2 protein-coding genes are annotated in these 2,994 nt (G+C 41.6%); both read left to right on the top strand.

What is annotated here, in order from left to right:
- The first annotated feature begins 256 nt into the window (after nucleotides 1–256).
- Complete coding sequence (locus tag AC1DWB_RS33015; protein WP_477545325.1) at nucleotides 257–2,017, top strand: sensor histidine kinase; 1,761 nt, start codon at nucleotides 257–259, stop codon at nucleotides 2,015–2,017.
- Nucleotides 2,014–2,994 (top strand): response regulator (locus AC1DWB_RS33020; protein WP_477545326.1); only part of this gene is annotated, 981 nt, incomplete at its 3' end. The genes AC1DWB_RS33015 and AC1DWB_RS33020, both read left to right, overlap by 4 nt.

A 2,994-nucleotide genomic window follows, 5' to 3' on the forward strand; every position in this document is an offset into this window, starting at 1 on the left:
TAACTACACTTTACCACTTAAATGCCGTGATAAACCTGGGAAATTATGTCGCCAAACTTCGGTGTAATGAGGTATAATGCTAATAAATGAACTATTGTAACTACACTTTACCACTTAAATGCCGTGATAAACCTGGGAAATTATGTCGCCAAACTTCGGTGTAATGAGGTATAATGCTAATAAATGAACTATTGAAAGCGCTTCCAACATAATAGATTGCAGGTGAACCCTATTGTTGCGACAGATGTCATGGGTAATGAATTTAAAGCTGCGATCCAAATTTCTGTTATCTTTTACGCTCATAATCATGCTGACTGTACTGATGATCAGTTCGGTGAACTACTATGTGTCCGTAAAAGCGATTAAGCAGAATACAGTCAATTTCTCCGGATATTTGATCGAACAGATCGGGATTAACCTGGAGAAAAGAACCAAAGAAGTTGAAGATCATGTGTTTCAGACATTTCGCAATTCCACCATGAACGCACCTCCTAATAAGCCGACGACCGACCCTTCGGATCAAGTTACTAAGAACAACTTAAGTGAATTTGCTCTAAATCTCCTGCAGTCCAAAGACTACTTCCTCTCTGTCACCGTTATTGACAACGTCGGAAATACTTATTCCTATGAAAGTTGGACAACCGTACATACAGGCAATTATTTGAAAAACGTCGATACCTCCGCCATCCAGAAGAAGCGCGGCAAAGCGATCTGGGTACCCGGGAATAACGAAACGATTTTTATGGAAAAAGCAGTTTACGATGTCCTGACCAACTCGTATGTCGGCATCATAATTGTTGGCGTAGAGAGCAGTTTCATCAGCAGCATTTATACCAATGTGGACGAACTGACGAAAGGGAATATCATCATTCTGAACGAGAATAATGAACCTCTTATCTTAAATAGGCTAGTTTCAGAGCCTCCCCAGTATTTTCTGCATAATAAAATGTATGATGACAATCTTAATCATGGCCGTGGATTTCAGTTCGGCGGTGAAACGTATATTTCCACAATCATCATGACTGCATATGAAAAGTGGAAAGTTATTCAAGTTATTGCTGTTAAGGAATTAACGCAAGGTACCGATGTCATCAAGTTTTGGACGACTAGCACCATTTTCGTATCGTTGATTATAGCCTTTTTTTTAGTTGCCCTTATTACTAAAAGCGTTACCGACAATGTCCGCATGCTGCTTCAGGGGATGACTAACTTTTCAATGGATTTTACTCATAAAATGATTGTCCCACGTAGCCGCGACGAAGTAGGTTTGCTCGCAGAGAAGTTCAACTCTATGGCTGATAAAATCAACGAACTGATTAATTCGATATATGAAGAAAAATTGCTCAAGCAAAAAGCGGAATATCGCACGCTGCAGTTCGAATACAAAGCGCTGCAGACACAGATCAATCCACATTTTCTCTACAATACACTGGAATCGATACATAGTATGGCGAAGTTGGATGGAGAAAGACAGATCGGCAAGATGATTTATTTGCTCGGCAATCTGCTGCGGGAAAGCATCAGCAAAGAGGGTGACGTCATATATCTACATGAAGAAGTCGCTTATATCCAAAATTACTTGTCTATATATAAAATCATTTATGCCGAAAAAATCGAGATTAACTATCACTTTGATCCCACGATGATGCAGTGCATGGTGCCCAAATTCATCCTCCAACCCTTGATCGAAAATTCAATCAAGCACGGGATTGAGGAGAAACCCGGTAAAGGCATTGTAAGTATCTCTTGTTGGATGAACGACAACGATTTGTTCCTAGAAGTAGCGGATAATGGGATCGGTATCGATGACGATACAAAAGCGCAATTGCTCAATCCAACCGAACATTCGAAGATGAAACAAAAAGATAAGCATACGAAAGTTGGGGTTATGAGCGTACATAAACGGATTCAAATTTTATACGGTGAACAATACGGGTTAACCATTACGAGCGAACGAAATAGGGGAACGTCGATTCTCATTCGTCTGCCGATCATACTAGAGGGGGAGTTCGAATGACATATACAGTGTTGGTTATTGACGATATACCTTTAATTCGCAAAGCTATCGTCCGGACGATGGATTGGGCTAAGCTGAATTGTGTTGTTGTCGGAGAAGCGGAAGACGGTATCGAGGGCCAACAGATGATCAGGGACTTGAAACCCGATATTCTTGTGACGGATATTCGTATGCCAGGATTAAACGGGCTCGATCTGGCTAAGTTGATGAGTAAAGATTTCCCGTTATCCAAGACGATTCTGATCACTGGGTATCAAGACTTCGATTACGCCAAGGAAGCGATACGATTAGGCGTTTATGGTTTCATTGTTAAACCGATCGACAACGACGAACTGAGCCAAATAGTCGAAGGTGCAATCAACGAAATACAAAATCGGCGTTTAGAGAAAGCAGAAACGGACAAAATCACCACAGCTTTTGTCGAATTGGAGAAACAGCGTCATCATATCCGACCATCACTGCGAAGCAAGCTGATTGCCGATCTCCTAACGGGATCGAAAGCCGATRAAATACAAGTGCTGGAAGAGGCCAGAAACCTCGATGTCTCATTCAGTCGTTATGCACTCCTAATGGTGCGCATCAAAGAAAAGAACGGATTAGGCAGCAGTGTAGAATGCGACAAAATAAAACAGCAGTTGCAAGTCCGATTGTCTGCACTTGCGTTGACGATTGCAGCAAAGCGGGGATTCGTATTGATCGAATCGCTTCAAAACAATGAGCTGATGTTCGTTTATTTATTCCCTAAATATCTCCCGCAAAGGGAAATCAGGATGAAACTGCAGAACTTCTGCTATGAACTGATCGAACGCGCCAAAGAGCAAGAGAATACAACCTGCTTCATCGCATTCAGTTCCGCTTACAAATCTCTGCTGGAGCTGCCTGAGGCTTATCGGGAAATATCGTCGCTGATGGATACCAGTTTTTTTCAAAAGGACCAGTACATTTTTTTCACTGATCAAGTTCAGCAAGTGAAAGAA

The sequence above is a fragment of the Paenibacillus sp. P4_E11 genome (genome assembly GCF_056401635.1).

Bases quoted from the DNA above. Each gene is read 5' to 3' on its own strand.
- AC1DWB_RS33015 (WP_477545325.1), top strand. From the start codon at position 257: ATGAATTTAAAGCTGCGATCCAAATTTCTGTTATCTTTTACGCTCATA.